General features: G+C 65.0%; 29 protein-coding genes. 8 read left to right on the top strand and 21 right to left on the bottom strand.

The window, feature by feature from the left end:
- Positions 1–4: 4 nt before the first annotated feature.
- Genes AB7A72_RS18225 through AB7A72_RS18215 form a run of 3 tightly spaced genes read left to right on the top strand, consistent with a single transcriptional unit; the run spans position 5 to position 3,390 of the window.
- Complete coding sequence (locus tag AB7A72_RS18225; RefSeq protein ID WP_369460765.1) at positions 5–1,948, top strand: iron-containing redox enzyme family protein; 1,944 nt, start codon at positions 5–7, stop codon at positions 1,946–1,948.
- Positions 1,945–2,868, top strand: a complete 924-nt coding sequence (locus AB7A72_RS18220) for a DUF6999 family protein (protein WP_369460764.1) — start codon at positions 1,945–1,947, stop codon at positions 2,866–2,868. The genes AB7A72_RS18225 and AB7A72_RS18220 overlap by 4 nt, the downstream gene beginning before the upstream one ends.
- 21 nt (positions 2,869–2,889) lie before the next feature.
- Entirely contained in the window at positions 2,890–3,390 is a 501-nt protein-coding gene (locus AB7A72_RS18215; protein ID WP_369460763.1) for a gamma-glutamylcyclotransferase family protein, read from the top strand.
- Positions 3,391–3,414: 24 nt separating this feature from the next.
- On the opposite strand, the gene ureG is transcribed toward AB7A72_RS18215, so the two are convergent.
- Genes ureG through AB7A72_RS18175 form a run of 8 tightly spaced genes read right to left on the bottom strand, consistent with a single transcriptional unit; the run spans position 3,415 to position 8,878 of the window.
- Positions 3,415–4,074 carry an urease accessory protein UreG gene (gene ureG / locus AB7A72_RS18210; protein WP_133855334.1) on the bottom strand — a complete coding sequence of 220 codons (660 nt, stop codon included), beginning with the start codon at positions 4,072–4,074 and terminating at the stop codon, positions 3,415–3,417.
- Positions 4,071–4,772, bottom strand: a complete 702-nt coding sequence (locus AB7A72_RS18205; protein WP_407064995.1) for an urease accessory protein UreF — start codon at positions 4,770–4,772, stop codon at positions 4,071–4,073. The genes ureG and AB7A72_RS18205 overlap by 4 nt, the downstream gene beginning before the upstream one ends.
- A 2-nt stretch (positions 4,773–4,774) precedes the next feature.
- Positions 4,775–5,350, bottom strand: a complete 576-nt coding sequence (gene ureE, locus AB7A72_RS18200; protein WP_369460761.1) for an urease accessory protein UreE — start codon at positions 5,348–5,350, stop codon at positions 4,775–4,777.
- The gene (locus tag AB7A72_RS18195; protein WP_369460760.1) at positions 5,347–5,829 is read right to left on the bottom strand and encodes a GNAT family N-acetyltransferase; all 483 of its coding nucleotides are present in this window, start codon (positions 5,827–5,829) and stop codon (positions 5,347–5,349) included. Before AB7A72_RS18195 ends, ureE begins: the two co-directional genes overlap by 4 nt.
- A 14-nt stretch (positions 5,830–5,843) precedes the next feature.
- Positions 5,844–7,562 (bottom strand): urease subunit alpha, encoded by a 1,719-nt coding sequence (gene ureC, locus AB7A72_RS18190; RefSeq protein ID WP_312833896.1) that lies wholly within the window; start codon positions 7,560–7,562, stop codon positions 5,844–5,846.
- Positions 7,563–7,611: 49 nt separating this feature from the next.
- Complete coding sequence (locus AB7A72_RS18185) at positions 7,612–7,920, bottom strand: urease subunit beta (protein ID WP_230775352.1); 309 nt, start codon at positions 7,918–7,920, stop codon at positions 7,612–7,614.
- Between the two features lie 14 nt (positions 7,921–7,934).
- The gene (locus tag AB7A72_RS18180) at positions 7,935–8,543 is read right to left on the bottom strand and encodes a HupE/UreJ family protein (protein WP_239809267.1); all 609 of its coding nucleotides are present in this window, start codon (positions 8,541–8,543) and stop codon (positions 7,935–7,937) included.
- A 32-nt stretch (positions 8,544–8,575) separates the two neighbouring features.
- On the bottom strand, positions 8,576–8,878 hold the full coding sequence (locus AB7A72_RS18175) for an urease subunit gamma (protein ID WP_239809268.1): 303 nt from the start codon (positions 8,876–8,878) through the stop codon (positions 8,576–8,578).
- Positions 8,879–9,138: 260 nt separating this feature from the next.
- On the opposite strand from AB7A72_RS18175, the gene AB7A72_RS18170 reads away from it, so the two are divergent.
- Positions 9,139–9,969, top strand: a complete 831-nt coding sequence (locus AB7A72_RS18170) for an urease accessory protein UreD (RefSeq protein ID WP_369460759.1) — start codon at positions 9,139–9,141, stop codon at positions 9,967–9,969.
- 33 nt (positions 9,970–10,002) lie between these two features.
- Here the strand turns inward: AB7A72_RS18170 and AB7A72_RS18165 are convergent, their stop codons facing one another.
- Genes AB7A72_RS18165 through AB7A72_RS18145 form a run of 5 tightly spaced genes read right to left on the bottom strand, consistent with a single transcriptional unit; the run spans position 10,003 to position 14,192 of the window.
- Positions 10,003–10,611 carry an SCO family protein gene (locus tag AB7A72_RS18165; protein WP_369460758.1) on the bottom strand — a complete coding sequence of 203 codons (609 nt, stop codon included), beginning with the start codon at positions 10,609–10,611 and terminating at the stop codon, positions 10,003–10,005.
- 7 nt (positions 10,612–10,618) lie between these two features.
- Complete coding sequence (cyoE, locus tag AB7A72_RS18160; protein ID WP_312452589.1) at positions 10,619–11,518, bottom strand: heme o synthase; 900 nt, start codon at positions 11,516–11,518, stop codon at positions 10,619–10,621.
- 33 nt (positions 11,519–11,551) lie between these two features.
- Positions 11,552–12,682 carry a COX15/CtaA family protein gene (locus tag AB7A72_RS18155; protein WP_239809272.1) on the bottom strand — a complete coding sequence of 377 codons (1,131 nt, stop codon included), beginning with the start codon at positions 12,680–12,682 and terminating at the stop codon, positions 11,552–11,554.
- Positions 12,683–12,694: 12 nt separating this feature from the next.
- Positions 12,695–13,435, bottom strand: coding sequence for an SCO family protein (locus AB7A72_RS18150; RefSeq protein ID WP_239809273.1), 741 nt, complete (start codon positions 13,433–13,435; stop codon positions 12,695–12,697).
- Entirely contained in the window at positions 13,368–14,192 is an 825-nt protein-coding gene (locus tag AB7A72_RS18145) for an SURF1 family protein (RefSeq protein ID WP_369460757.1), read from the bottom strand. The genes AB7A72_RS18150 and AB7A72_RS18145 overlap by 68 nt, the downstream gene beginning before the upstream one ends.
- A 203-nt stretch (positions 14,193–14,395) precedes the next feature.
- Here AB7A72_RS18145 and AB7A72_RS18140 point away from each other — a divergent pair, with 203 nt between their 5' ends.
- On the top strand, positions 14,396–14,614 hold the full coding sequence (locus AB7A72_RS18140) for a DUF2909 domain-containing protein (RefSeq protein ID WP_239809275.1): 219 nt from the start codon (positions 14,396–14,398) through the stop codon (positions 14,612–14,614).
- A gap of 25 nt (positions 14,615–14,639) precedes the next feature.
- Here the strand turns inward: AB7A72_RS18140 and AB7A72_RS18135 are convergent, their stop codons facing one another.
- From AB7A72_RS18135 to AB7A72_RS18105, 7 genes are all read right to left on the bottom strand, one after another.
- On the bottom strand, positions 14,640–15,521 hold the full coding sequence (locus tag AB7A72_RS18135) for a cytochrome c oxidase subunit 3 (protein WP_239809276.1): 882 nt from the start codon (positions 15,519–15,521) through the stop codon (positions 14,640–14,642).
- A 56-nt stretch (positions 15,522–15,577) separates the two neighbouring features.
- Positions 15,578–15,790: a DUF2970 domain-containing protein gene (locus AB7A72_RS18130; RefSeq protein WP_239809277.1), complete on the bottom strand. Its 213-nt coding sequence runs from the start codon at positions 15,788–15,790 to the stop codon at positions 15,578–15,580.
- Positions 15,790–16,416 carry a cytochrome c oxidase assembly protein gene (locus AB7A72_RS18125; protein WP_369460756.1) on the bottom strand — a complete coding sequence of 209 codons (627 nt, stop codon included), beginning with the start codon at positions 16,414–16,416 and terminating at the stop codon, positions 15,790–15,792. The genes AB7A72_RS18130 and AB7A72_RS18125 overlap by 1 nt, the downstream gene beginning before the upstream one ends.
- 18 nt (positions 16,417–16,434) lie before the next feature.
- Positions 16,435–16,542 carry a cytochrome oxidase small assembly protein gene (locus AB7A72_RS18120; RefSeq protein ID WP_230775372.1) on the bottom strand — a complete coding sequence of 36 codons (108 nt, stop codon included), beginning with the start codon at positions 16,540–16,542 and terminating at the stop codon, positions 16,435–16,437.
- Positions 16,539–18,185, bottom strand: a complete 1,647-nt coding sequence (ctaD, locus tag AB7A72_RS18115) for a cytochrome c oxidase subunit I (RefSeq protein WP_116924682.1) — start codon at positions 18,183–18,185, stop codon at positions 16,539–16,541. Before ctaD ends, AB7A72_RS18120 begins: the two co-directional genes overlap by 4 nt.
- Positions 18,186–18,224: 39 nt before the next feature.
- Positions 18,225–19,868, bottom strand: a complete 1,644-nt coding sequence (gene coxB, locus AB7A72_RS18110) for a cytochrome c oxidase subunit II (protein WP_369460755.1) — start codon at positions 19,866–19,868, stop codon at positions 18,225–18,227.
- 289 nt (positions 19,869–20,157) lie between these two features.
- Positions 20,158–21,066, bottom strand: a complete 909-nt coding sequence (locus AB7A72_RS18105) for a biotin synthase (RefSeq protein WP_369460754.1) — start codon at positions 21,064–21,066, stop codon at positions 20,158–20,160.
- Positions 21,067–21,115: 49 nt separating this feature from the next.
- Here AB7A72_RS18105 and AB7A72_RS18100 point away from each other — a divergent pair, with 49 nt between their 5' ends.
- Both AB7A72_RS18100 and trmL read left to right on the top strand, forming a co-directional pair.
- Positions 21,116–21,883, top strand: coding sequence for a ComF family protein (locus AB7A72_RS18100; RefSeq protein ID WP_369460753.1), 768 nt, complete (start codon positions 21,116–21,118; stop codon positions 21,881–21,883).
- Positions 21,884–21,947: 64 nt separating this feature from the next.
- Entirely contained in the window at positions 21,948–22,433 is a 486-nt protein-coding gene (gene trmL / locus AB7A72_RS18095) for a tRNA (uridine(34)/cytosine(34)/5-carboxymethylaminomethyluridine(34)-2'-O)-methyltransferase TrmL (protein ID WP_369460752.1), read from the top strand.
- 39 nt (positions 22,434–22,472) lie between these two features.
- Here trmL and AB7A72_RS18090 read toward each other — a convergent pair whose 3' ends face one another.
- Positions 22,473–23,111 (bottom strand): LysE family transporter, encoded by a 639-nt coding sequence (locus AB7A72_RS18090; protein ID WP_239809283.1) that lies wholly within the window; start codon positions 23,109–23,111, stop codon positions 22,473–22,475.
- Positions 23,112–23,356: 245 nt separating this feature from the next.
- On the opposite strand from AB7A72_RS18090, the gene kefC reads away from it, so the two are divergent.
- Positions 23,357–25,231 (top strand): glutathione-regulated potassium-efflux system protein KefC, encoded by a 1,875-nt coding sequence (kefC, locus tag AB7A72_RS18085; protein WP_239809284.1) that lies wholly within the window; start codon positions 23,357–23,359, stop codon positions 25,229–25,231.
- Positions 25,232–25,242: the final 11 nt, after the last annotated feature.

Raw genomic sequence — 25,242 nt, 5'->3', positions numbered from 1 at the left:
ATCTATGCCAGTCGCATACTCGCAGGTCTATATCGAATCCGCCGGTCACTTCATGCCCGGTGCCCCCGTCGCCAATGACGGCATGGATGCCTATGTGGCTCCGCTCAACCGGCTGTCCGAACGCATCAAGCGCCGCATCCTCGCGGAAAACGGCATCCAGCAGCGCCACTATGCGATTGCGCCCGATGGCAGCACCACCTACAGCAATGCGCAAATGGCCAAGGGCGCTATTGAAGCAGCACTGGCGCAGGCCGCAAGGCCGCTGGCAGACATCGGCTTTCTGGCCAGCGGTTCATCGGGTGGCGATGCGCTGATGCCCGGCTTTGCCAGCATGATCCAGGGCGAGATGGCTGCCCCGCCGATGGAGCTGCTCAGCGTGCATGGCGTCTGCGCGGCCAGCGTCGGCGCGCTGCAAAGCGCGGCGCTGGCAGTGGAGCATGGCACGCATGGCCATGCGCTGGCGGTGGCCAGCGAGATGCCGTCCCGGCTCTTCAAGCGTTCGCGCTACGCGGGCCAGGACTACAACACCGATTTTGATGCGCACTTTTTGCGCTGGATGCTGAGCGATGGCGCCGGTGCCGTGCTGTTGGGCCAGGGCGCCGCGCTGCCCGAGCGCCCCGATCTGCGCCTGAAGCTGCGCTGGACACACCAGCGCAGCTTTGCCGGCGACTACCCCGTGTGCATGCAGCTGGGCCTGACGCATGACCGCCAGCGCAGCCATCTGGATTTCCCGTCCTGGGCCGACGCCGAGGCCGCGGGCGCGCTGTCGCTGCGCCAGGACATCCGCCTGCTGCCCCACCTCTTTGATGTCTGCATCCACGAGTACGCGCGCATCGCCCACCAGGGCTGGCTGCCCGAGCGTGGCATCGACCACTTTCTGTGCCACTACTCGTCCGAGAAATTCATCCCTGTGGTCGATGAGCTGCTGAACAAGGCCCAGCTGTCCATCCCGCGCGAGCGCTGGTGGAGCAACCTGGCCTGGCGCGGCAACACCGGTGCGGCCTCCATTTTTGTGATGATCGCCGAGTACCTGCAGACCCAGCATGCGCGCCTGAAACCCGGCGACACGATACTCTGCTTTGTGCCCGAGTCCGGCCGCTTTACCGCTGGCTATATGCTGCTGGAGGTGGAGAACCACACACCCGCCAGCCCGGCAGCAGCCCGTGCCAGCACGCCTGCCCAGCGGGCCACCCCCGCCGCCGCCGCTGCACAAAGCGCGCTGATCGCCCCACCCCATGACCCTGCCGCCGCCCCGGCAGGCCTGGCACCCTTGCTGACCGAGCTGGCCAGCATCTGGCATGACTACCGCTCCCAGGTCTGGCGCACGCCGCTGGTGCACCGCATCCACAGCGGCCAGATCCAGCCGGCCGACTACGTGCGCTGGATGAGCCAGTGGGTGCCCCAGGTGCGCGAAGGCAGCCTGTGGATGCGCGAAGGCGCGGCCTCGCTCACAGGCGCCTATGCCGAGCTGGCCGCGCTGATGGGCGTACATGCCAGCGAGGAGCAGAACGACTTCAAGATCCTGCACCAGGACTACCTCAACGCCGGCGGCACGCAAACCGACATCCAGCAGCTGCGCCGCAACCCCGGCGGCGAGGCGCTCAACAGCTACCTGCACAGCCTGGCGGCCACCCCCAACCCGATTGGGCTCCTGGGTGCCATCTACATCATCGAAGGCACGGGCCAGCGCATCGTTCCCAGCCTGCTGCCGCTGCTGCGCCAGCACCTGGCACTGGGACCGGACTGCTTCCGTTTTCTGGAATACCACGGCGCCAATGACGAAGACCACCTGGAGCGATGGCTGATGGCCGTGCAGATGGCCATGGCGCTGGACGAGACCGGCACTGCCGCTGCGGCGATTGCCGCCACCGCACGCCATACCGCGGCGCTCTACCTGATGCAGTTCCAGCACATTCTGGATGCCACGGCCACGGAGCCCGCACGATGACCGACTTCCGCGACATTCCCCACGACGAGCGCGATCCCAACCCCTGGCTGGCGCTCTACCTGGACGACAGCACGCCGCTGCCCGACCATGTCAAGGCAGCCTGGCTCAAGGATTCCAGCAGCCGCTCGCGCCAGTTTCTGCTGCCCTTCATCCGGCCGGTTGCACGGCTGAGCATCATCCTGATCCAGATCCTGAAGGTGCTGCTGCCCAAGCGCTGGGCGCATTCCAGGCTGCTGCACCGCACCCTGGCCTTCAGCATGAACCGCTTTGTCTCGCCCGAGGCGAACTGGCTCATCATGCGCCACTTCCACCTGGGCTCGCAGATCCTGAGCTTTATCGGTGCCAATGCCCCCACGCCCGTGCCCACACAGCCACTGGCACCGATGGAGATCGACGACATCAAGGACGAGCTGTTCCTCAAGCACGACCTGAACCTGTTCAACTTTGTCATCCGGCTCAACACCAGCTTGCGCACCCACGGCCAGCACATGGGCCCGGTGGCCGAGCCCAACTTTGGCATGCTCTGCGATCCGCCGCTGGAGCTGGCGGCGATGCCGCAGGGGCGGTTGAACATTCTCGATCTGCAAAGCGCCATCGAAATCTACACGCCGGTCTACCAGCTGCTGCTGACCGACAACGATTTCTGGCGCGCCAGCAATTCGCTGCAGCTCGATGAGACGGTCGCCATCTATGCGGCCAAGATCCTGTCCTCGCCCGAGCATTTGGTGATGCTCAACAACAAGCACCCGCTGGTGCCGCTGTCCACCCTGCGCGCCGGCCACCGCCTGGTGCTCCATGGCCTGTCCACCGAGATGCTGCACTGCCTGCTGATGCGCATGGCCACCGGTGAGACCCCGCTGCCCAGCCGCGAAATCGCCAAGACCCGGCAGGCCGCCGGCCGCTCCCCCCAACCCAGCTGAGCCACCGTCCACCACCTTCCGATGCAGACGTCGCCCCCCGAACACCCTATCCCCGCACGCTGGAGCCCTTGCGGCGCCGGCCATGTCGCCGTCTATGGCACCTTGCGCGCCGGCGGCGTCAACGACATCACCCGCCTGGCCGACCAGCTCGCCTGCGTGGGCCGCACCCTGCTGACCGGCACCTTGTATGACCTGGGCTGGTACCCCGGTTTGCAACTGCAGGGCAGCGGCCTGGTGCTGGCCGAGGTCTACCCGTTGAGCGATGCGCTGGAGCAGGCGATGGACCGCATCGAAGGCATCTGGCCTGTCGATATTGGCGAATACACCAAGCGCGTGCTGACCCTGGATGTGGAGCTGGTCAGCGGCGGCCAGCAGCCGCTGGAGGTGCTGGTGTACGAGGCCCTGCCCCCCGCCCTGCACGGACGCACGCAGATCACCGCGCAGGACTGGCTGGAATGGATTGCGCAGCAGGGCCGCGAGCACCCCGATACGGCATTCAGCTTGAACACACCCCCGGGCTAAGCTGCAAACGCCCAAGCCAGGGGCTCAGCCCAGCAGCAGACCCTGCTTTTCGATAAAAGCGACCACCTCGTCCAGACCATCCAGCGTCTTCAGGTTGGTCATCACAAAGGGCTTGGTGCCCTTGGGGCCGCTGCGCATGCGCTCGGTGTCGCTGCGCATGACATCCAGATTGGCACCGACATAGGGCGCCAGATCGGTCTTGTTGATCACAAACAGATCGCTCTTGGTGATGCCGGGGCCGCCCTTGCGCGGGATCTTCTCGCCGGCCGCCACATCGATCACATAGATCGTCAGGTCCGACAGCTCGGGGCTGAAGGTCGCAGCCAGGTTGTCCCCGCCCGATTCGATAAAGACGATGTCGGCATCGGGAAACTGGCCCAGCATGCGGTCAATCGCTTCGAGGTTGATCGACGCATCCTCGCGGATCGCCGTGTGCGGGCAGCCGCCCGTCTCCACCCCCATGATGCGCTCGGCCGGCAGCGCGCCGCTGACGGTCAGCAGGCGCTGGTCTTCCTTGGTGTAGATGTCGTTGGTGATGGCGATCAGGTCCCATTTGTCGCGCATGGCCTTGCACAGCATCTCGAGGATGGTGGTCTTGCCCGAGCCCACGGGCCCGCCGATGCCGACGCGCAGCGGAGGCAGTTTTTTGCTGCGGTGGGGAATGTGGTGCAGTGCAGTGCTCATGATCGAAAAAGCCGTGAGTATTGGTGTTCATGCCGGGCCGAGAGAATGGCCAGCATCGGAGAAAAAGCCTGGCGCTGGTCATCGCCCAGCGCCAGCGCATGGTCGGCCGCGCCCGGTATCGCCTGCGCCAGCCGCGCCAGAATGCGCTGGCCGGCACTCTGCCCCAGCGGTACCGATTTGATGGCCGCCTGCACCATGTTCTCGGCCCAGCCAAAGGCATAGGCCAGCAGCGCATCGCGCGCGCCCGCCCCCGCCAGGTGCGCGGCCAGCGCAAAGGCCAGCGGGTAGCTTGCATCCTCGGCCGCCAGCCAGTGCACCAGCGCCAAGGCCTGGGCATCATCGGCATAGCGGTTCTGCAGCCAGGCCACCAGCGAGCGGCCCATCTGCTCGGTCTGCAGGCGCAGCTCACTGCTCTCGCGCGTCTGCAGCACCCAGGCATTGAGCGCAACAATGCGGACGCGCTCATCGCGCTGCCAGGCCTGCATCGCCTGGGCCAGCACCGCCATATCGCCCCGTGCCTGGCTCAGCTGCAGTTGCTGGTCAATCCAGTCTGCGGCCTGCGCCTCGTTGCCTACCAGAGCCGCATTCACGCCCGCCTCCAGCCCTTCGGAATACGAGAATCCTCCTATCGGCAAAGCCGGCGAGGCCAGCCACATCAGCTGCAAAAAACTGGCGGGCGAGAGGCTGAGGGGCTGCATGCTCATCCGTGGTGGTGCGGATGGGCATGGCCATGCCCGAGGTCATGGGGGTGGTCATGGCTGTGCCCGTGGCCATGCCCATGGTGGCTGTGGCCATCGTTGGTGACATGCCCGCCATAGGCGCCGCCTTCGGGCTCAAAGGGCATGTTTGCCTCAACGACGGTCATGTGCATGCTGCGCAGCATGTCGGCCAGCACATGGTCGGGTTCGATCTTGAGGTGGTCGGGCTGCAGCTCGATCGGCACATGGCGGTTGCCCAGGTGGTAGGCGGCACGCATCAGGTCAAACGCCGAGCCATGCTGCGCGCAGGCGCTGATGTGCAGCACTTTTTGCGGCGCGGCCTGCACGAGGACCACCGAGCCGTCTTCGGCGACCAGCACATCACCACCGCGCACGGCCTGGCCGCGTGGCAGAAAAATCGCCAGCGCGCGGCCGCTGCTGTCGGTGGCCGAGAAGCGCGACTTCTGGCGCACATCCCAGTCCAGTTCGACAAAGCTTGCGCGCTTGCGCAGGGCCGGTGCCAGGCCTTGGCCACCGGGCAGACATTTGGAGACCTGCAGCATCGCTTGCGCCGTCATGGCAGCTCCAGGCGCATGAAGCAGCTGTTCGGATCGGGCTGGTAGCTGCCAAACGGTGCGCAGTGGGCAAAGCCATTGCGCGCGTAGAAGCGGCGCGCCGGCGCAAAAAAGGCCTCGGTACCCGTCTCCAGGCTGATGCGTGCAGCCCTCATCGCCCGGGCTTGGGCCAGCACATGGTCCAGCACCTGCTGGGCTGCGCCCGAGCCGCGCTGCTCGGCGCCCACCCGCATCGATTTGAGCTCCAGATGGCCGGCATCCAGGGTCTTGAGCGCGCAGGTGGCGACCAGCGCCTGGGGCTCTTGCCCGGCCGTCCAGGCGGTCCAGAGGTACATCCCGGGCGCACGCAGCTGCTCCGGGTCCAGCGCATGCACGCTCTCAGGCGGCGAGATACGGCGCATATCGCTCAGGTGCTCTTCCAAAAACGCCAGCACGCGCGGGTCGGTCACCGGGTCGCGCTTGAAAATCAATGGGCTTGCCATGGGTCTCTACCGCTTCAAAACAGAAAATAACGCTGGGCCATAGGCAGGCTGCTGGCCGGCTCGCAGGTCAGCAGCTGGCCATCGGCACGCACCGCATAGGTCTGGGCATCCACCTCCATGTGCGGCGCCAGGTCGTTGTGCACCATGTGCTGCTTTTGCAGGCCGCGTATGCCCTTGACGGCCGACAAGGTCTTGGCCAGCCCAAAGCGCTGGCCGATGCCGGCGGCCAGGCCGGCTTGCGAGACGAAGGTCAGCGAGGTCCTGGCCATCGCCCCGCCAAAGGCGCCAAACATCGGGCGGTAGTGCACCGGCTGCGGCGTCGGGATCGAGGCATTGGGGTCACCCATGGCCGCCATGGCAATAAAGCCGCCCTTGAGAATGCAACTGGGCTTGACGCCAAAAAAGGCCGGCTTCCAGATCACGATATCGGCCCACTTGCCTACTTCCAGGCTGCCCACCTCATGGCTGATGCCATGGGCAATGGCCGGGTTGATGGTGTACTTGGCGATGTAGCGCTTGATGCGAAAGTTGTCATGCCGGTCGCTGTCGCCCGGCAGCGCGCCGCGCTGCAGCTTCATCTTGTGCGCCGTCTGCCAGGTGCGCAAAATGACCTCGCCCACCCGGCCCATGGCCTGGCTGTCGGAGCTGAACATGCTGATCGCGCCGATGTCGTGCAGGATGTCCTCGGCCGCAATGGTTTCCTTGCGGATGCGGCTCTCGGCAAAGGCCAGGTCCTCGGCAATGCCGGCATCCAGATGGTGGCAGACCATCAGCATGTCCACATGCTCGTCCAAGGTGTTGATCGTGTAGGGCCGCGTCGGGTTGGTGGAGCTGGGCAGCACATTGCTCTCGCCCACCACTTTCAGGATATCGGGCGCATGGCCGCCGCCTGCGCCTTCGGTGTGGAAGGTGTGGATAGTGCGGCCCTTGAAGGCGGCCACCGTGTCTTCGACAAAGCCGCTCTCGTTGAGCGTGTCGGTATGGATCGCCACCTGGGTGTCGGTCAGCTCGGCCACATCCAGGCAGTTGTCGATCGCGGCGGGCGTGCTGCCCCAATCCTCGTGCAGTTTGAGGCCAATCGCGCCAGCGCTGATCTGCTCATGCAGCGCCAGCGGCAGGCTGGCATTGCCCTTGCCCAGAAAACCCAGGTTCATTGGGAAGGCATCAGCCGCCTGCAGCATGCGCTCCATGTTCCAGGCGCCGGGCGTGCAGGTCGTCGCGAAGGTGCCGGTGGCCGGGCCGGTGCCACCGCCAATCATCGTGGTCACCCCGCTGGTCAGCGCCTCCTCGATCTGCTGGGGCGCGATGAAGTGGATGTGCGTGTCGATGCCGCCCGCAGTGACGACCATGCCTTCGCAGCTGATGATCTCGGTGCCAGGGCCGATGGTGATGTCCACCCCTGGCTGCGTGTCCGGGTTGCCTGCCTTGCCAATCGCGGCAATGCGGCCGCCCTTGAGTCCAATGTCCGCCTTGACGATGCCCCAGTGGTCAAGGATCAGCGCATTGGTCAGCACCGTGTCCATCGCGCCCTGCGCACTGCTGCGCTGGCTTTGCGCCATGCCGTCCCGGATGGTCTTGCCACCGCCAAACTTCACCTCTTCACCGTAGCCGCCTGCGCGCAGGGTGAAGTCCTGCTCCACCTGCACGACCAGCGCGGTATCGGCCAGGCGCAGGCGGTCACCCACCGTAGGCCCATAGGTTTCCGCGTATGCGCGTCTGTCCATCGTTGCCATCAGAACCATCCTGTCTTAGAACGCAGGCCCGCAGGCTGCGTGCTGCGCATCATTCCAGCGCCCCTTGCACCAGGCCGCGAAAGCCGTAGATCTGCCGGTCACCACCGATGTCCACCAGCTCCACCGTGCGCTGCTGGCCGGGCTCAAAGCGCACGGCCATGCCGCTGGCAATATGCAGGCGCATGCCGTGGGCCGCCTGGCGGTCAAACACCAGACCGGCATTGGTCTCGGCAAAGTGGTAGTGCGAGCCGACCTGGATGGGCCGGTCGCTGGCGTTGTGCACCACCAGGCTGGTGGTGCGGCGCCCCGGGTTCAGCGTATGTTCGCCGGCGTCCAGCAGCAGTTCACCTGGGATCATCGTGCGGCTCCTCGTCAGGCCAGGCGGGTCAGCATGGCTGCGCCCAGAACAGCGGTGGCGCCGCCCGCCAGCCTGGCCAGCCAGCGGTGGCGCTGCATGAAGACCTTGCCCAGCACCATGCCGGCAACATGCAGCAGAGCCGAGCCCAGCGCCATGCCCGCCAGCGCGCCGGCAGATGCCAGTGCAGAATCGGCCGCCAGCTCAAAGCCGTGGGCCGCACCATGGAAAAACGCAAACACCCCGGCCAGCGCAGCGGCCAGCACCCAGGGCATCTGCTTTTGCACGGCCACCAGCAGGCCCAGCACCAGCACCGATGCGGCAATCATCGGCTCCACGCCGGGCACCCACAGGCCCGCAAAACCTGCCAGTGCGCCGGCCACCAGCAGGGCCACAAAGGCAGCCGGTGCACGCCAGGCGGGCGTTACGGTCAGCGCACTCCAGGCACCCACGGCCAGCATGGCCGCCATGTGGTCGGCACCGGTAAAGGGGTGGGCAAAGGCATGGCCAAAGCTGCTCAAAAAGCCATGGTGGCCGCCGCCATCGCTGCCCACATGGGCGAGTGCAGACAGGGGCAAGGCGGCAGCGGCAAGCGCCACACTGGCAGAGAGTTTCTTGAAGTTCATGGTGCTATCTTGCGCAGGGAAAAGAGAGGAGTTCAGACAATGGGCTCGTGCACGGTGACGAGCTTGGTGCCATCGGGGAAGGTTGCCTCGATCTGGATATCGGCAATCATCTCCGGGATGCCCTCCATCACATCGGCGCGGGTCAACACTGTGCGGCCGGCGCTCATCAGCTGGGCAACGGTTTGGCCATCGCGCGCACCTTCCATTACGAAGGCGCTGATCAGGGCCACTGCCTCGGGGTAGTTCAGTTTGAGCCCCCGGGCCAGGCGCCGCTCGGCCAGCAAGGCGGCGGTAAAGATCAGCAGCTTGTCTTTTTCGCGAGGTGTCAGTTCCATACAGACTGCAAAGCAAGGCACATGCCAAGGGCCGCAGCGGCAGCGCATGCACGCTTTCCGTGCTGCATCGCCAAACCTCTGCACCACAAGCATGCAAGCCTGGCGCAGATGCACCAATTCAGCGCAGCCCGCACCCCAGCGCAGTGCAGTTCCTGGCACGTGGCTTGCAAAAGCCCAGGCATGTCCTGCGCACCCTTCTCGCCTCCGATCCCGGCCCCTGGGCTTAGCTGCCCAGCGGCGACTCAGCACCAGCGCCAGCCATGAGCTGGCATGCCCAATTGGCGCTGCAGTACCGCCAGCACGCCGGCAAGACCTCGGTGCATTTCAGCCACGATGGCCCGCTGCGCATCCTCAAAAGCCTCTACCCCGAAGGCCCGGGCATTTGCCACAACGTGCTGGTGCACCCGCCCGGTGGTCTGGTGGGCGGTGATGTGCTGGATATCTCGGTGGAGGTAGCGGCAGGCGCGCATGCGCTGGTCACCACGCCGGGGGCGACGCGCTTTTACAAGAGCAATGGCCAGCCGGCCTTGCAGTGCACCCGCCTGCAGCTGCAGGCCGGCGCCCGGCTGGAATGGCTGCCGCTGGAGGCCATTGCCTACAACGCCTGCGATGCGGCGAACGAGCTGCAGATGGAGCTGGCACCCGGCGCCGAGCTGCTGAGCTGGGACATCACCGCGCTCGGCCTGCCGCTGGCGGGCCAGCCCTTTGTGCAGGGGGTGTTCTCCCAGCACATCGCCTGGCCAGGGCATTTTCTGGAGCGTGGCCGCATCCGGGCCGATGATGGGCTGCTGCTCAACGGCCAGCTCGGTCTGGCCGGCCAGCGCTGCATGGGTAGCCTGGTCTACGCCAGCGGCTCGCCGATCGCCCGCGCCCAGCGCGAAGCGCTGCTGGAGAGCACCCAGCTGCTGCTGGAGGCCGCGCCTGCAGAGGTGATGGCAGGCGTGACCGCGCCGAACGAGCACATGCTGGTGCTGCGCGGCCTGGCGCCCGTGGTGGAGCCGGCGATGCAGTTGTGGAAGACGGTCTGGGGCCACTGGCGCAGCAGCCTCTGGGGCTTGCCGGCGCAGCGGCCGCGTATCTGGTCGATGTAAGACCTGTTCCAAGGGGCTGCTTGCCCCGCGTGCTTAAGCGCCGTCGATCAGCTGCTCAATGTCCTTGGCCAGGGTATCGACCGGGGTGCCATAGCGGCTGTACAGACGCAGGCGGCCTTCGGGGTCGAAGATGTAGTCGCCCGCGGTGTGGTCCATCGTGTAGCTGCCCGGGGTCTGGCCCTCGACCCGCTTGTAGTAGACCTTGAAGTCCTTGGCCATCTTGGCCGTTTCCTCGTCGCTGCCACGCAGTGCCAGAAAGCTGGGGTCAAAGTTGGCCAGGTAGGCTCCCAGGATCTCGGGCGTATCGCGGGCAGGGTCGACCGAGGCAAAGATCACCTGCAGCTTGTCGCCCTTGGCGCCGAGCTTTTGCTTGACCGCTGCCAGGTCACCCAAGGTGGTCGGGCAGACATCGGGGCACTGGGTAAAGCCAAAGAACACCAGCACGACCTTGCCTTTGAAGTCCGCCATGCTGCGGCGCTGGCCATGCTGGTCGGGCATCGAAAAATCCTGGCCGTACTCTTTGCTGCCCGTCAGGTCGATGGCGTTGAAATCGGCCTTGGATTTGCAGGCGGTCAGAAAACCGGCGGTCGAGGCCAGCATGGCCGAGCCCGCCAGCCAGCGAAGGGCATTGCGCTTGTTCATTGCAGATTTACCAGCTCACATAGTGGTCCACCAGCAGCGCCACGAACAGCAGGCTGAGGTAGACCAGTGAAAAACGGAAAGTCTTGCGTGCCAGCGCATCGGAGTAATTGCGCCACAGTGCAAAGGCATAGCCAAAGAACCCGGCACCGAGCACGACGGCCGCCACCAGGTAGATCCAGGAGCTCATCTGGATGATGAAGGGCAGCAGGCCGGCGGCGAACAAGACCACGGTGTAGAGCAAGACCTGCACGCGGGTGTAATAGTTCCCATGGGTGACCGGCAGCATCGGCAGGCCGGACTTGCGGTAGTCCTCCACCCGGTACAGCGCCAGCGCCCAGAAGTGCGGAGGCGTCCACAGGAAGATGATCAGGAACAGCAGCAACGCCTGGGGCGAGACATCGCCGGTCATCGCAGCCCAGCCCAGCACCGGCGGCATGGCGCCCGATGCGCCGCCGATCACGATGTTCTGCGGCGTCAGCGGCTTGAGGATCACGGTGTAGATGATGGCGTAACCGACGAAGGTGGCAAAGGTCAGCCACATCGTGATGGCATTGATCCAGACGATCAGGATGGCCGAGCCGGCAATGCACAGCGCTGCAGAAAACATCAGGGTCTGCAGGTTGGACAGCTCACCGCGCGCCGTCGGGCGCCAGGCGGTGCGCTTCATGCGCGCATCGATGCTCTGCTCCACCAGGCAGTTGAAGGCGGCGGCGGCCCCCGCCACCAGCCAGATGCCCGCACAGGCAACGGCCATGCGCAGCAGCTCGGCGCCGGTGGGCACACCGGGCACGGCCAGCACCATGCCGATCAGTGCGCAAAACACAATCAGCTGCACCACCTTGGGTTTGGTCAAGGCATAGAACTGCGCAAAGCGGTTCGGCATTGGCGTTGCGGCAAGTTCGGTCATCGGGGCACTCAGTCTTTGTTCCATACAGCGTCATCAGCTCGCAGCACTGCGGGCAGGTTCAGGGCCCGCAGTACACCAGATCCAGGTCAGCACCACCATGATGGCGGCAGCGCCCCCGGTGTGCAGAACGGCCGCCAGCATCGGCCAGTCCAGCACCACATTCGACAGTCCCGTGGCAAATTGCAGCAGCGTCAGGCCGATCAGCCAGCGGCGCTGCTGCCGCAGCAGCGGCACCGTGCGCAGCATCCAGCCCAGCCACAACAAGGCGGCAATCACCAGGTAGGCAAACAGCCGGTGCATGTAGTGGATGGCCACCAGCGCTTCGTAGCTGATGTGCGACCCGTCGGCCAGAAAGCCCAGCGGGCGCCAGATCTGGAACCCGTCGAAGTTCATTGCCGGCCACCAGGCGCCATTGCACATGGGAAAGCTGGTGCAGGCCAGCACCGCATAGTTGGTACTGACCCAGCCACCCAGGGTCACCTGCGCAAACACCAGCAGCGCCGTGACCGCCACCAGGCCCCGCAACAGGCGCGGCACTGGGACTAACCCTAGATTATCGGCAAATTGCGTGTGGCGCGTTGCCTGCACGGTTAATAGCATCAAGAGCACGGTGCCACCCAGCAGGTGCAGGGTGACGATGGCGGGGAACAGCTTCATCGTCACGGTGAGCGCGCCAAAGGCCCCCTGGATCAGCACCCAGACCAGCGTGGCGGTCGGCCACCAGGGGCTGATCGGCTGGGATCCACCGCGTTTGCGCTGCAGCCAGGCACTGGCTGTCAGCACAATGATCAGGCCGCCCACGGCGGTGGCCAGGTAGCGGTGGATCATCTCCACCCAGGCCTTGCCATGGGTGACCGGGCCGGTCGGCATGGCCGCTTGCGCGGCCGATATCTCGGCATGCGCGCCAATCGGGCTGGCATTGCCGTAGCAGCCCGGCCAGTCCGGGCAGCCCAGGCCGGAATCGGTCAGCCGCGTAAAGGCGCCAAACATCACCAGGTCGAAGGACAGAAACAGGGTCAGAACGGCGAGCACCTGCAGGCGCTTGAGCGGCGTGGCACCCCGGTGGCGCCACCAGATCCAGACGATGGGGCCCAGCGCAATGATGGCCCCGGTGAGCAACACACGCGCCAGCGGCGCGAAATCATACAAATCCTGCGAAGTCATGCTAGCTATCCACTACCGCCCTTCCTGGTCCCAACTCGACGACGCGCGCAACAAACGCTCCAGATCCTTGCGCGCCTTGGCCGCATCGGAGCGGCTGAGCTGGGCGGGGAAACGCATCATCCAGTGGCCCAGCGGGTCCACCACATACAAATGTTCGCCCAGCTGCTGGCCGGCCGCCGGCTGCAGCCACTGGGCCACCAAGGCCTGGGGGACGCGCAGCACCGTCGCCTGGTCCAGCGCGGCACGCAGGGCCTGCGGCGGCTCGCCGTCATCGGTCACCAGCCAGACCCAGTCCAGCCGGTCCTTCTCGCGGCCCAGGCTCTCGCGCAGCTGGCGCTGCAGGTAGAGGTTGTTCTGGCAGACCTCGTCGCAGGCCGCAGCCGAAGCGCTCAGCAGCAGCCACTGGCCTTTAAGGCTTTGCAGGTCAAACGGCCGGCCGTCCAAGGTCTTCACCTGCGCGGCCGGAATCGCCGGCTGCTGGCTGACCAGCTCGCCAAAATTGCGCCGCCCTTCGGGTCGGATCACGTAGTAGGTGAAGTAGGAGGCGATCACCGGCGCCGCACAGACCAGCAGCACCAGCAACATCTTGAGGCGGCCGCTGCGCGAGCGCTCGGCCTGCTCCAGGGCGGCTTCCGCCTGCCCGGCAGGCGGCAGGCCATGCACGGTCAGGCCCAGCAGCGCTTCATCAGCGGGCGGCGGGGCCTGGGTGGCTGCGGCGTCGAAGGACACGTCGGACAATTTGGAACCAGACATAGAGGATCGCAATCAGGCTACACAGACCAAACCATTGAAATGCATAACCATAATGCTTTTCCACGCCGCTGCCTACTACGGGCCAGTCGCGCAGCAGGCCTTCACTGGACTGCCCGGTCTGCACCACGGTGAGTGCTGCCAGGGGCTGGCCGGTTTCCTGCGCGTAACCATCGGTGTCGAGATTCTGCCGGATTCGGGAAACCCCTGGGTTCCCGGCGGACGTCTGCAGCTCGAAAAGCCGCGCCGGCTGGCCCGCCACCCGCCCCTCCAACTGCACCGTGCCGGCAGGCGTTTGCACCTCGGGCAGCGCCAGCCGGTCTTCAAAGTTGCGCGGTACCCAGCCGCGCTGCACCAGCACCGTCTGCGGCTGGCCTGGCGCTACCGGGCCGGCCAGGCGCAGCGGTGTCAGCACATAAAAGCCGGGGCGCGCCTGCATCTGGCGGTTGTCCAGGAAGACCGTGTACTGCGGCAGCCACTCGCCCTGCAGCACCACCTGGCGGTGCAGCAGGCTGGCGCGCTCGGCCTCGCCCATGGGCTGCAGCAGGCTAGCCCCGGCCAGCGCCGGAAGGGCGGCACGCGCATCCAACTGGGCCTGGTAGGCCAGCTTCTGGTCGGCGCGGCGCAGCTGCCAGAAGCCGAGCGAGGCCGTCAGCAGCATCGAGGCCGCAGCGGCGGCGGTGATCAGCACCCAACGCAGCTTCGCCCGGCGCTCGGTGCTGGTCGCGGGGATGGGGGAGGAAGCAGAAGGCGCGGGCATACGCTGGTTATACCCGCTGCAGGGCGTCGCAGCCAGCACCGCGTAGGACGTGATGCCGCAGGGTGACCTTATTGGGGTGCGGGCGGATGGCGCGCTGTCTGGCACTGCCGCACAATGGGTGGGCTGCGCCGGCTGCCAGAGAGGCCATCCGGGCGCTACGCGGCGCATTCCAAGAACACCGAGACAACCCTGAGGACAGCCCTATGCATTTGCTCATCGCACTCGCCCTTGTGGTGATCCTGGCCTGCCTGGCTGCGGCCGGTCTTTTCATGCTGCGCGGCAACCAGTCCGACGCCGGCAGCAAGCGCATGGCCTGGGCGCTGACCTTGCGCATTGCGCTGTCGGTGCTGGTGTTTGCCGGCATTCTGCTGGCCTGGAAGCTGGGCTACCTGCAGCCCCATGGCATACCGCTGGGGGCTTGAGGCCCCGGCAGCGGTCAACCTTCCGCTACATCCAGTACACGAGGATGTAGAGGCCCAGCCAGACCACATCGACAAAGTGCCAGTACCAGGCGGCGCCCTCAAAGCCAAAATGCTTCTTGGCGGTGAAATGGCCCTTCTGCAGCCGCAGGGTGATGACCAGCAGCATCAGCATGCCGATGAACACATGCAGGCCATGGAAGCCCGTCAGCATGTAGAAGGTGGAGCCGTAGGTGCCGGAATTAAGCTTGAGGTTCAGCTCGGTGTAGAGGTGGAAGTACTCATAGCCCTGCACGCAGAGGAAGATGATGCCCAGCACCACCGTCATCCACATGAAGCGGATGCACTTGCTGCGCTGGTCGGCCTGCAATGCATGGTGGGCAATGGTCAGGGTGACGCCCGAGGTCAGCAGCAGCGCGGTATTGATGGTGGGCAGCCAGAAGGGCCCGACGGTCTGGAACGGCTCGACGATGCCGGCGGGCGAGGCGGTCGCGCCCATTTCCACGCTGGGCCACACGGCCTTGAAATCGGGCCAGAGAAGGGCATTGTCCAGGCTGCCCAGCGCTGGCAGCGAGTGGGAGCGTGCCCACCACAGCGCCGTGAAGAAGGCGCCGAAGAACATCACCTCCGAGAAGATGAACCAGCTCATGCTCCAGCGGTAGGACAGGTCGATGCGGTGGCTGTAGAGGCCCTGCTCGCTTTCGCGGATCGCATCGCCAAACCACTGGTACAGCACAAACAGCCACCAGGCAATGCCGGCAAAGAGCAGGTACATGCCCCAGGTATGGCCGTTGACCCAGTTGCCGGCGCCGGCAATCACAAAGCCCAGGCCAATGGCCGCCATCACCGGGTGGCGGGACTCGGCCGGAACATAGTAGTACGGTGTGGTGCCATGGGAAGTCGCACTCATCGCTGCTCCTGAAATATCGTTTATTGATTCATTCTTGCGCTATGCCAATACTGGCATCAAACCAGCCATTGCACCAGGGCCATCAACCCCAGCACAAACAGGAAGATCGCCACCAAACCCACGGCGATCACCTGCAACGGCGTGATCTGCACGCCATCCTCTTGCCATTCCGCCCCCTTGCGTACCCCCAAAAAGGACCAGGCCACGGCCTTGACCGTGCGCCAGAGATTGCCTTTGCGCGGCGGTTGCGGGCCGGGCACGCTCGCCATCAGGAGGCCCCCGCCTGCGCCCCGGCGCCCTGCACCGCAGGCACCAGCACCGCCGTTGACGCAGGCGCTGCCGGGATGCGGCCACCGACCTCAAAGAAGGTATAGGACAGCGTGATCGTCGTCACATCCTTGGACAGCTTGGGATCGATCACAAAGGCCACTGGCCATTCCTTGCGCTCACCGGGCTCCAGCGTGTACTGGTTGAAGCAGAAGCATTCGAGCTTGTTGAAATACGGCGCAGCCTGCTTGGGCGCATAGCTGGGAATCGCCTGGGCCGACATGCGGTGGTCCTGCTCGTTGCGGAACTCGTACATCACCGTGCTCAGCGCGCCGGGGTGGACCTGCATCGAGCGCACCGCCGGCCTGAAGCTCCAGGGGCCGCGCGCATTCGCATCGAACTCCACGGTGATGGTGCGGCTCTCGTCAACCTGGCTGTTGAGCTTGACGTTCTTGCCCGCGGTGCCGTTGCCCGGCACATCGCGCTCGGTCAGCGCCAGGATGTTGATGCCGGTGACCTCGCAGATGCGCTTGTACAGCGGGATCAGCGCGTAGCCGAAGGCAAACATGCCAAAGGCGACCACGGCCAGCTTGCCCACCATCTTCGCGTTGTCTGCATGTCTGCTCACCTGCTGCTCCCCGTGCTGCTAGAGCACCGTCATTTTTACGAGAAATCCGATGAAGAACGCCACGGCGATCGACGCCAGAATCCATGCCAGTCGCCGGTTGGCCTTGCGCTGCGCCGGCGTGATCATCCAATCACCTTCGTGGCGGTCGCATCGAGCTTGGGCGGGGTCTCAAAGGTGTGGAAAGGCGCGGGCGATGGCACCTCCCACTCCAGACCTTCGGCACCTTCCCAGGGCTTTTGCGGGGCCTTCTCGCCACGGTGGCGCATGCCAGGCCAGACGACGAAGGCGAAGAAGTACACCTGCATCAGACCAAAGCCGAAGGCGCCGATCGATGCGATCATGTTGAAATCGGCGAACTGCATCGGGTAGTCGGCATAGCGGCGCGGCATACCGGCCAGGCCCAGGAAGTGCATCGGGAAGAAGGTGATGTTGAAGAAGATCAGCGAGCCCCAGAAGTGGATGCGGCCGCGCGATTCGGAATACATCACGCCCGTCCACTTGGGCGCCCAGTAGTAGTAGCCGGCAAACATCGAGAACAGCGAGCCCGCCACCAGCACATAGTGGAAGTGCGCCACCACATAGTAGGTGTCCTGCAGCTGGATATCGATCGGCGCCATCGACAGGATCAGGCCGGTGAAGCCGCCCATCGTGAACACGAAGATGAAGCCCACCGAGAACAGCATCGGCGTCTCGAAGGTCATCGAGCCGCGCCACATCGTCGCGACCCAGTTGAAGATCTTCACCGCTGTCGGCACCGAGATCAGCATCGTCGCGTACATGAAGAACAGCTGGCCGGTCACCGGCATGCCGGTGGTGAACATGTGGTGCGCCCAGACGATGAAGGACAGGATCGCAATCGCCGCCACCGCATAGACCATCGAGGCATAGCCAAACAGCTTCTTGCGGCTGAAGGCCGGCACGATCTGGCTGATGATGCCAAAGGCCGGCAAGATCATGATGTAGACCTCGGGGTGGCCGAAGAACCAGAAGATATGCTGGTACATCACCGGATCACCACCGCCGGCGGGGTTGAAGAAGCTGGTGCCGAAGTGGCGGTCGGTCAGGGTCATCGTGATGGCGCCGGCGAGCACCGGCATCACGGCGATCAGCAGGTAGGCGGTGATCAGCCAGGTCCAGGCGAACATCGGCATCTTCATCAAGGTCATGCCCGGCGCGCGCATGTTCAGGATCGTGACGATGATGTTGATCGAGCCCATGATCGACGAGGCACCCATGATGTGCATCGCAAAAATGCTGGTGTCCATCGAAGGACCCATTTGCAGGGTCAGTGGCGCATACAAGGTCCAGCCCGCAGCGGGTGCCCCACCAGGCATGAAAAACGAGCCCACCAGCATCAGGCCGGCCGGGATCATCAGCCAGAAGCTGAAATTGTTCATGCGGGCAAAGGCCATGTCGCTCGCGCCAATCTGCAGCGGCAGCATCCAGTTCGCAAAGCCGACAAAGGCCGGCATGATCGCGCCGAACACCATGATCAGCCCGTGCATCGTCGTCAGCTGGTTGAACAGCTCGGGGTTGACCAGCTGCAGCCCGGGCTGGAACAGTTCGGCACGGATCAGCAGGGCCAGCACCCCGCCGACCATCAGCATCGTGAACGAAAACAGCAGGTAGAGGGTGCCGATGTCCTTGTGGTTGGTGGCAAACACCCAGCGGCGCCATCCCGTGGGCGCACCATGGTGGTGGTCGTCATGGGCATGGTCGGCGTGGCCGTGGTCGCTATGGCTGGGGTCTGTGGGGAGAACAGCGCTCATAAATCTTGACTCCGATGGCTCTTCTGGGGCTTGCACGCTTCAGGGTGCAGCAACAATGTCGACACGGCGCGCCTGGCTGTCAGCGCCCTCGCCTGCGGTGATGGTCTGCGGCTTGCGCAGTTCGATGCGTGCTTCGGCCACGCCCTGCGCGACCAGCAGCTTGGCCACCGCCTGGGCGCGCTCCTTGGCCAGCAGCGCATTCTGATCGGCATTGCCGGTGCCATCGACAAAACCGGACAACGCTACCTTGCCGCTCTGGCCGGCCAGGGTCGCGGCCGCCTTCTTTACGGCTTCCTGCGCTGCGCTGTCCAGCTCGCTCTTGCCGCTGGCAAACAGCACTTGGGAGATGGACGCTTCTGCGGCTGCTGGTGCTGCTGCAGGGGCTGCTGGTGCTGCTGCAGGGGCTGCTGGTGCTGCTGCAGGATCTGCTGGGGCCGCAGAGGCTGCCCCTTCCGCTGGCGCTGCGCCCGGTGCAGCAGCAGCGGCTGGCGCGGCCGAGCCTCCGCCTTCAGGGAAGGTGCCGGTACGCGCCGCCACAAACTGGGCGGGCTGCACCATCGTGCCCGTCTTGTTGCTCCAGTGGTTCTTGGTGAAGGTGACCACCGCCGCAAGGTCGGTATCGCTCAGTTGCTTCCAGGACGGCATGGCCCCGTTGGCGCGGCCTTCCAGCACCGTGTGCATCATGTCGGCCGTCGGGCCCAGTACCACCGGGCTGCCATCGAGCGCCTTGATCGGGCCGGCGCCCTTGCCGTTGGCCTGGTGGCAGGCGGCGCAGTTGGCGGCATAGACCTTTTCGCCCCGGGCCACCAATGCGGCCAGCTCCCAGACCTTGTTGGGATCATCAGCCTGTGCGGCCAGCAGCTTCTTTTGCTCAGCCACCCAGGCGCTGTAATCACTGGCCGACAGCACCTTCACATGGATGGGCATGTAGGCATGCTCCTTGCCGCAGAGTTCGGCGCACTGGCCATAGTAGTCGCCGGTCTTTTCGGCACGGAACCAGGTGTCGCGCACAAAGCCCGGAATCGCATCCTGCTTGATACCGAAGGCCGGCACCATGAAAGAGTGGATCACGTCGGCAGCGGTGGTGATGATGCGCACCTTCTTGTCGACCGGCACGACCAGAGGCTTGTCGACGCGCAGCAGGTAGTCATTGGGCGCCTTGGAGACATCGCCGCTGTTCGACATCGCACGCTGGCCGCTGTCCAGGGTGGAGATAAAGCTCAGGCCTTCGCCTTCGCCGGTCAGGTAGTCATAGCCCCATTTCCACTGGTAGCCGGTGACCTTGACCGTCAGATCGGCATTGGTGGTGTCCTTTTGCGCGACCAGCACCTTGGTGGCTGGCAGGGCCATCAGGATCACGATGATGAAAGGCAGCACGGTCCAGGTGACCTCGACCGTGACCGATTCATGGAAGGTGGCAGGCACGGCCCCCTTGGATTTGCGGTGCTTCCAGATCGCATAGAACATCACCGCGAACACACCGACAAAGATGATGGTGCAGATCCAGAGCATCATCCAGTGCAGCGTGTGTTGCTCCTGGGCAATACGGGTAACGGGGGGAGCCAGGTTCATCTGCCCTACGGCCGGGCCGCCGGGAAGACTTTGCACCGCATGGGCTGCGGAAGTGAGGCCGGATGCCACCAGCAGCAGCCAAGAAGCCAGCTTATGAGAATCACTTTTCATAGTTGTCACTTACTTCTCATCTTCTCATCGTTATATAGGGCAGGCTGAATGATGTGGGGGACAACATCCAGCCGCGTGGTGCAGACACCGCCGGGCGCATCTCCGCTTGCACCCGTACCACTTGGTCGTTACAGCGAGCATGGCCGCAACCGCGCAAGATTGCAACCCATGCAATCCCGGGATCATAGGAGATTGACAACAGCTGCTGTCCACCACTGGACAGCGCAGGAATGTGTTAAGGCGGCGGCACCGGCTGGGCGCTGCGCGCCAGCAGCCGCAAGCGATGCGGTCAGGCCCCGCCTGGTCGCCCTTGGCGCAGCATCTGTTGCATATCCTGCACGCTGATGCTGCTCTCGCCTTGCACCTTCATGCGCGGCGCGGGCTTGAAGGCATGGCCGTAGATGATCTCGAACGACAGCACCAGACGGCCCTGCTCCTGCGCATCGGCCAGCTTGGCCGTCAGCAAGGCGTCGAGCTGGTCGCGCCACTGGCGGCCGCGCAGGCCGCCAAAGCGGGCCGGGTGCAGGTTGCGGCCCAGCTCACGCAGCTCGGCGCGCAATTGCGCGGCGCCTGAATACGACAAGCTGATGCGCTCCATGTCCATCACCGGCTCGGCAAAGCCGGCCTGCACCAGCATATCGCCCCAGTCGTGCATGTCGGTGAACTCATGGCTGGCAGCAGGCCAGCCCTGGCTCGCATAGGCCGCGCGCAGCTCTTTGAGCGTGTCCGGCCCGAAGCAGGAAAACATCACAAAGCCGTTGACCGCCAGGCTCTGGTGCCAGGTCTGCAGCAGCTGCTGGGGGTTGGGGTGCTGGTGCAGCGCCATATTGGCCCAGAGCATCTGCACACTTCCCGGCGCAGGTAGGCCCCAGTGCAATTTGGCCTGGCGCCAGCGGCTCAGTGCCCACCAGGGCTTGTCCAGCTGGCTGCGCAGCAGCGCGGCATGGGCCGGACGGCTTTCGACGATGTGGATGTCAGCCGCAGGGTAGCGTTCTGCCACCTGCTGGTGCGCCTCCAGCCCGCCGTAAACTGGCTCCCAACTGCACCAGGATTCCGGTTTTTGCACGATCCACTGCAGGCGCTCCTGCATCCGGCGGCCGACCTCCTCGTGCAGCCAGGGGCTGTGCGCAGGCGCGCGCCGCTGCCAGGCATAGGCGGCTTGGGGGTCGATCGAGGGAGGTGCGGTAAATTCAGCCATGGGGGACACCTGCGCTTTGGCGCGCAGATTATGGATTGGTATAAAAGCAATGACAGCAGCGACACCTGACAAGCAGCGGCCCAGCCTGTGGCAGCGGGCGGCCCAGGTGCTGGGCCACCTGCCCAGCCAATGCCTGGTGTGCCGCAGCTGGCCCCGTGACTGGATCTGTGCGTCCTGCGCCCAGGTCTGCTGGCAGCCAGGCCTGCGCCGCTGCAGCCGCTGCGCGCTGCCCTTGCCGGCCAGCACCGATGTCTGCGCCGGCTGCCTGCGCGATACACCGCTGTTGCAGTGCTGCCATGCCGCCGTGGACTATAGCCCGCCTTGGGATGGCATGGTGATGCGGCTCAAATTTCACCAGCAGCTGGCATGGGCAAACCGCATGGCCCAATTGCTGCTGCGCACCCCGGGGGTCCTCGCCAGCCTGCAGCAGGCCAGCGTCATTCTGCCGGTGCCGTTGTCTGCCGGGCGCATGCGCGAGCGCGGCTACAACCAGGCCCTGCTGCTGGCCCAAGCGCTGTGCCGCCAGGCGCCCACCGGGCTGGTGCGGGCCCAGGTGCAGCCACGCTACCTGCAGCGGCTGCTGGACACCCCCGCCCAGGCCGGCCTGGACCGCGCGGCCCGGCTGCGCAACCTGCGCCATGCCTTTGCCCTGCGGCCGGGGCTGCAGGCGCAGGATCTGGGTGCGTGCCCCCTGCTGGTGGATGATGTGATGACCACCGGCGCCACCTTGGGCGCGGTGGCGCAATTGCTGCAGACGCGTGGCGCACCGGCCGTGCAGGCCCTGGTCTTTGCCAGAACGCCGGCGCCGGGCCAATAGCGCAGCGGCCCACCCCTGTTTGGCCGGGCCGCTACACTGGCGCCCTTGTTTTTGCGCATTTGCCATGTTCAACGTCGTCCTGGTCGAACCCGAAATCCCCCCCAACACCGGTAATGTGATCCGTCTGTGTGCCAACACCGGCAGCCGCCTGCACCTGATCGAGCCGCTGGGCTTTTCGATGGAAGACCGTCTGATGCGCCGCGCCGGCCTGGACTACCACGAATACGCCGCCACCCAGCGCCATGCCAACTGGGAAGCCTTCATCGAGCGCATGCAGCCCGCCGCCGACCGCATGTTTGCGATGACCACCCATGGCAGCAGCCCGGCCTTTGATGTGCGCTTTCAGCCCGGCGACTGGCTGGTGTTTGGCTGCGAGACCCGGGGCTTGCCCATCGCCGTGCGCGAAAGCTTTCCCACCAGCCAGCGGGTGCGCCTGCCGATGGTGACCGGCCAGCGCAGCCTCAACCTCTCGAATGCCGTGGCAGTGACCGTGTTCGAGGCCTGGCGCCAGAACGGCTTTGCGATGCCGGACGGCACGCGGGCGCAGTAAACACCCACCAGCCCCGCCACCCCAGCGGGGCTCTCCGGCTCAAGCCGCGTTTTGCGTGCGCTTGACGAAGAACAGGCCCATGCCCACCAGCATCAGCAAGCCGCCAAACACCTTGTTCTGGATGCGCATTGCGCGGCTGTCGCGCAGCAGGCGGCGCAGCACGCTGGCGCTACCGGCGTAGCCATGCATCACCACCGTGTCGACCGCCAACGTGGTGGCAGCCAGAATCAGCAACTGCAGCCACAGCGGGCGCTCCGTGGTCATGAACTGGGGCAGCACCGCCACCATGAAGATGATGCCCTTGGGATTGGTGGCATTGGTCAGAAAGCCGCTCAGCGCGCGCTTTTGCCAGCTGCCGCTGGCAGGCTGCTCGGCCTCGGTATCGATGATGCCGCCCTTGGCGCGCCACTGTGCAAAGCCGATGTAGATCAGGTAGCAGGCGCCGACGATCTTGACGGCATTGAAGGCCGTCTCCGATGCGATCAGCAGCGAGCCGACACCGGCACCGGCGATCAGCAGGATCAGCAGCAGGCCCAGTTGCAGGCCCAGGATGGTGGCGCTGGTCTTGCGCACCCCGTAGGAGAGCCCGTGGCTCATAGACAACACGGCGCCCGATCCGGGAGATACGGCAATGATGCAAGCCGCAACGAGATACGCCATCCAAGTATGCAAGTCCATGGTTCATCCTGGGGCAGCGGAGCCGTCCGCCACCAACACAGCCCCTTTGGGGCAAAGCGAGGATTATCACGCGGCCGGGCCGGGCACGCAGGCGCTGCGGCCATTGCCGCACTCTATTTTTTGATAGCTAACGCGGCAATACCCACAAGCGCCAACCGCAAAACATTGCAATAAATTACCGTGACCCGGCAAATAAAAGTAATCTGTGCACCGCAACTACAAAACACCGATAACAAACCGCAAGCATGGAACACGCTCCCGCCTGGCTTACCTATACCTTTCTCTACCTGGCAGCCGCCGTCATTGCGGTGCCCATCTCCCGGGCGCTGGGCTTGGGCACCATCATCGGCTACCTGGTCGCCGGCATGATCATTGGCCCCAGCGGCCTGCAGCTGGTCAGCAACGTCCAGGACATCCTGCATTTTTCCGAGTTCGGCGTGGTGCTGATGCTGTTCCTGATCGGGCTGGAGCTGCAGCCCAGCCGCTTGTGGAGCATGCGCCGCCCCATCTTCGGTGTCGGCACCGCCCAGGTGCTGCTGTGCACTGCCGGCCTGTTTGCCGCCGGCCTGGTTTTTGGCTATGACTGGCATCTGGCACTGATTGCGGCGCTGGGCCTGGCGCTGTCATCCACGGCGATCGCGCTGCAAAGCATTGCCGAGCGCAACCTGATGTCCACCACCAGTGGCAAGACCAGTTTTGCGATTTTGCTGTTCCAGGACGTGGCGGCGATCCCGATCCTGGCACTGATTCCGCTGCTGGCCGTGGGCCACCAGGCTGCCCAGAACGACGGCAATGTGCTGATGGAAATCGGCAAGACGCTGGCCATCATCGTGGCCGTCATTCTGGTGGGCCGCTACCTGCTGCGCCCTGTGCTGCGCTGGATTGCCCAAAGCGAGTCGCGCGAGATATCGACCGCCACCGCGCTGCTGCTGGTCGTGGGCATTGCGTTCTTGATGCTGCAGATCGGCCTGTCGATGGCGCTGGGCGCCTTCCTCGCCGGCGTGCTGCTGGCCGACAGCGAATTCCGCGCCGAGCTGGAAGCCGATATCGAGCCTTTCAAGGGGCTGCTGCTCGGCCTGTTCTTCATTGCCGTGGGCATGAGCATCGACTTCTCCGTCATCCTGCAGGCGCCGCTGACGATGCTGGTGCTGGTGCTGCTGTTCCTGCTGATCAAGTCCGTGGTCATCTATGGGCTGGCCAAGCTGCTGCGCATGCCGGTACAGGAGCGCCCTCTCTTCACCTTGCTGCTGGCCCAGGGCGGTGAGTTCGCCTTTGTGGTGTTCAGCGCCGCCCAGGCGCAGCGCATCTTGACGCCCCAGCAGTCCTCGCTGCTGATTGGCTCGGTGGCCATCTCGATGGTGGCCACACCGCTGATCGTGGCCGCGATGGACCGCTGGCTGATGCCCCGTTTTGCCAACCTGACCAAGGGCGACGATGTGCCACCCGAGCTCAGCGAGCAGCAGGAAGCGACGGTGCTGATCGCCGGTTTCGGCCGCTACGGCCAGATCGTCACCCGCGTGCTGCTGAGCCAGGGCATCAAGGCCGTCATCCTGGACCACAGTGTCGAGATGCTGGAGGTGGCGCAGAACTTTGGCTACCGGGTGTTCTATGGCGACGCCACGCGCCAGGACCTGCTGCGCATTGCCGGCGCGGAAAAAGCCGAGGTGATGGTGATCGCGGTCGATGACGAGCTGCAGACCAACCAGATCGTGCGCCTGGTGCAGCAGCATTTTCCGCACCTCAAGATCGTCGCCCGGGCCAAGGATGTGGCGCATTGGTATGCGCTGCGCGACATGGGCGTGCACCATGTCGACCGCGAGGTGTTCGACTCCAGCCTGCAAACGGCCGAGAAGGCGCTGGAGCTGATGGGCTACAGCGAAGAAGATGCGCAGTATGTGGTGACCGTGTTCCGCGCGCACAACATTGAGCTCTCCGACAAGATGTACGAGCACCACCATGACCGCGAAACCATGCTGGCCGTTGCCAAGCAGGGCCGCGAGCAGCTGGTCGAGCAAATGGCCCGTGAGCGCCAGGAGCGGCAAGAGCAGGTGCAGGAAGCCAAGGACGCACCAAGCAGCCCCTACCCGCCGCCGCCCGAAGACCCGCACAGCCAGATCTGAGAACCTGTTGA

It is taken from the genome of Comamonas sediminis (assembly GCF_041107495.1).
GTDB lineage: Bacteria > Pseudomonadota > Gammaproteobacteria > Burkholderiales > Burkholderiaceae_C > Comamonas > Comamonas sediminis.
Note: the sequence above shows the minus strand (reverse complement) of the source record. Positions and strands in the feature narration are given on the sequence as shown.

What these genes read in the sequence shown, in the direction of transcription:
- AB7A72_RS18175 (WP_239809268.1), bottom strand. Translation starts at nt 8,878, where the DNA reads ATGGAACTGACACCTCGCGAAAAAGACAAGCTGCTGATCTTTACCGCC.
- trmL (WP_369460752.1), top strand. Translation starts at nt 21,948, where the DNA reads ATGTTCAACGTCGTCCTGGTCGAACCCGAAATCCCCCCCAACACCGGT.
- AB7A72_RS18205 (WP_407064995.1), bottom strand. Translation starts at nt 4,772, where the DNA reads ATGCAGCCCCTCAGCCTCTCGCCCGCCAGTTTTTTGCAGCTGATGTGG.
- AB7A72_RS18180 (WP_239809267.1), bottom strand. Translation starts at nt 8,543, where the DNA reads ATGAACTTCAAGAAACTCTCTGCCAGTGTGGCGCTTGCCGCTGCCGCC.
- coxB (WP_369460755.1), bottom strand. Translation starts at nt 19,868, where the DNA reads ATGAAAAGTGATTCTCATAAGCTGGCTTCTTGGCTGCTGCTGGTGGCA.
- AB7A72_RS18100 (WP_369460753.1), top strand. Translation starts at nt 21,116, where the DNA reads ATGACAGCAGCGACACCTGACAAGCAGCGGCCCAGCCTGTGGCAGCGG.
- AB7A72_RS18225 (WP_369460765.1), top strand. Translation starts at nt 5, where the DNA reads ATGCCAGTCGCATACTCGCAGGTCTATATCGAATCCGCCGGTCACTTC.
- ureG (WP_133855334.1), bottom strand. Translation starts at nt 4,074, where the DNA reads ATGAGCACTGCACTGCACCACATTCCCCACCGCAGCAAAAAACTGCCT.
- AB7A72_RS18150 (WP_239809273.1), bottom strand. Translation starts at nt 13,435, where the DNA reads ATGTCTGGTTCCAAATTGTCCGACGTGTCCTTCGACGCCGCAGCCACC.
- AB7A72_RS18140 (WP_239809275.1), top strand. Translation starts at nt 14,396, where the DNA reads ATGCATTTGCTCATCGCACTCGCCCTTGTGGTGATCCTGGCCTGCCTG.
- AB7A72_RS18090 (WP_239809283.1), bottom strand. Translation starts at nt 23,111, where the DNA reads ATGGACTTGCATACTTGGATGGCGTATCTCGTTGCGGCTTGCATCATT.
- cyoE (WP_312452589.1), bottom strand. Translation starts at nt 11,518, where the DNA reads ATGACCGAACTTGCCGCAACGCCAATGCCGAACCGCTTTGCGCAGTTC.
- AB7A72_RS18155 (WP_239809272.1), bottom strand. Translation starts at nt 12,682, where the DNA reads ATGACTTCGCAGGATTTGTATGATTTCGCGCCGCTGGCGCGTGTGTTG.
- AB7A72_RS18120 (WP_230775372.1), bottom strand. Translation starts at nt 16,542, where the DNA reads ATGATCACGCCGGCGCAGCGCAAGGCCAACCGGCGACTGGCATGGATT.
- AB7A72_RS18215 (WP_369460763.1), top strand. Translation starts at nt 2,890, where the DNA reads ATGCAGACGTCGCCCCCCGAACACCCTATCCCCGCACGCTGGAGCCCT.
- AB7A72_RS18105 (WP_369460754.1), bottom strand. Translation starts at nt 21,066, where the DNA reads ATGGCTGAATTTACCGCACCTCCCTCGATCGACCCCCAAGCCGCCTAT.
- ctaD (WP_116924682.1), bottom strand. Translation starts at nt 18,185, where the DNA reads ATGAGCGCTGTTCTCCCCACAGACCCCAGCCATAGCGACCACGGCCAC.
- AB7A72_RS18195 (WP_369460760.1), bottom strand. Translation starts at nt 5,829, where the DNA reads ATGGCAAGCCCATTGATTTTCAAGCGCGACCCGGTGACCGACCCGCGC.
- AB7A72_RS18220 (WP_369460764.1), top strand. Translation starts at nt 1,945, where the DNA reads ATGACCGACTTCCGCGACATTCCCCACGACGAGCGCGATCCCAACCCC.
- AB7A72_RS18165 (WP_369460758.1), bottom strand. Translation starts at nt 10,611, where the DNA reads ATGAACAAGCGCAATGCCCTTCGCTGGCTGGCGGGCTCGGCCATGCTG.
- AB7A72_RS18145 (WP_369460757.1), bottom strand. Translation starts at nt 14,192, where the DNA reads ATGCCCGCGCCTTCTGCTTCCTCCCCCATCCCCGCGACCAGCACCGAG.
- AB7A72_RS18170 (WP_369460759.1), top strand. Translation starts at nt 9,139, where the DNA reads ATGAGCTGGCATGCCCAATTGGCGCTGCAGTACCGCCAGCACGCCGGC.
- AB7A72_RS18185 (WP_230775352.1), bottom strand. Translation starts at nt 7,920, where the DNA reads ATGATCCCAGGTGAACTGCTGCTGGACGCCGGCGAACATACGCTGAAC.
- kefC (WP_239809284.1), top strand. Translation starts at nt 23,357, where the DNA reads ATGGAACACGCTCCCGCCTGGCTTACCTATACCTTTCTCTACCTGGCA.
- ureE (WP_369460761.1), bottom strand. Translation starts at nt 5,350, where the DNA reads ATGACGGCGCAAGCGATGCTGCAGGTCTCCAAATGTCTGCCCGGTGGC.
- AB7A72_RS18135 (WP_239809276.1), bottom strand. Translation starts at nt 15,521, where the DNA reads ATGAGTGCGACTTCCCATGGCACCACACCGTACTACTATGTTCCGGCC.
- AB7A72_RS18130 (WP_239809277.1), bottom strand. Translation starts at nt 15,790, where the DNA reads ATGGCGAGCGTGCCCGGCCCGCAACCGCCGCGCAAAGGCAATCTCTGG.
- ureC (WP_312833896.1), bottom strand. Translation starts at nt 7,562, where the DNA reads ATGGCAACGATGGACAGACGCGCATACGCGGAAACCTATGGGCCTACG.